Raw genomic sequence first — 1110 nt, forward strand, 5'->3', positions numbered from 1 at the left:
TGCTTTGGCAGCCCTATGACCGCTTGAGCGACGATCCGGACCCTCGTTTCAAACCGGCCTGCGTCCGAGTTGCGGACGTAGCCGCCATTCCTTGAATGTCGGCTTCCGCTCAGAGGACACAAACGGTGGTTATTGGCCGCAAAATCGCGGTCATCGTTAGGGTGTAAGCCCGCAAACTGAGCTTTGACCGCTTCCGGAGACAGATCGGTCATCAGACAGCCTGCCAAATGACCCTACCCATTTCTGCGACGATGGTGATCAAACCTCACCGTTCTACATCGCCTGTTGAGGGGGGTATCTGCCAGTCTGAGAAGCTCATCTTCTGGCTGGCTTCGACATCCACCAAACGAATTTCTGATTTCGAAAAAATCAGTTGCTTGTTGATCTTGGGAAAGTGGGCGATGTCGAACCCCGAACTTTCGCCGCCCATCAGATACACAAGGTCGTCGTCGAATGGGTTGGTTAGATGATGTGGCGGACCGTGCGGCGCGGGGAAAGCCATGATGTCGCCCGGACCAACTTCGATCGTATCTTCTCCGATCTCTGCGCGACCATGACCTGACAGTATGATGAGGAACTCTTCATCCCGCTCATGGCGATGAAATAAAAAGCTTTCTTTGCCAGGAGGTACACGCGCGACGTAGAGGGCCAGGCGCTGCAGTCCGAAAATCGGTGTGAGACGTCTCAGGAAAACGTCCGAAACAGGATTCAGCGGATGCCGAATGTGCACTTCTTCCAACGATTGGACGGCCGCGGCCGAAAGATGGCTTGCGGCACTGGACTGCGACGCCACCGGCTCAGCCTCCCTTGACCGACTTCATCGCCCATGCCCGTGCACTCAATCGCACCGGGCCGCCTTGATCGAGCTTCTCTGCAAGGCGTGCCTTCAGGGCTTCACGTTTCTCATCCGAAAGGCTCATGCAGTAGCCGGGCGCCGGGCCCGCGCCCAAGGTGAACGGGTGCCAGAAGGCTTCGAAATCGGGAAACTCGGTGTGAAAGAAACGGCATCTGGGAGGTGCTGGTCGATGGCAAATTCCGCGGCGACTACCACCAGAAGGAACATGCTCTTGCCGCTGCGGCCTTGCACAAGTTGTCGCCCCGATGACCGGC

2 protein-coding genes and 1 pseudogene are annotated in these 1110 nt (G+C 57.2%); all 3 read right to left on the bottom strand.

Annotation, left to right across the window (positions count from 1 at the left end; all coding sequences use genetic code 11):
- On the bottom strand, positions 1 to 212 hold a 212-nt coding region (locus RXV88_RS23530; RefSeq protein WP_316296171.1), incomplete at its 3' end, for a hypothetical protein.
- 53 nt (positions 213 to 265) lie between these two features.
- Positions 266 to 793, bottom strand: coding sequence for a cupin domain-containing protein (locus RXV88_RS23535; protein ID WP_316296173.1), 528 nt, complete (start codon positions 791 to 793; stop codon positions 266 to 268).
- Between the two features lie 4 nt (positions 794 to 797).
- Positions 798 to 1110 (bottom strand): annotated as a pseudogene (locus tag RXV88_RS23540) (hypothetical protein); the annotation flags it as partial.

The sequence above is a fragment of the Aestuariicoccus sp. MJ-SS9 genome (genome assembly GCF_032586235.1).
GTDB lineage: Bacteria > Pseudomonadota > Alphaproteobacteria > Rhodobacterales > Rhodobacteraceae > Aestuariicoccus.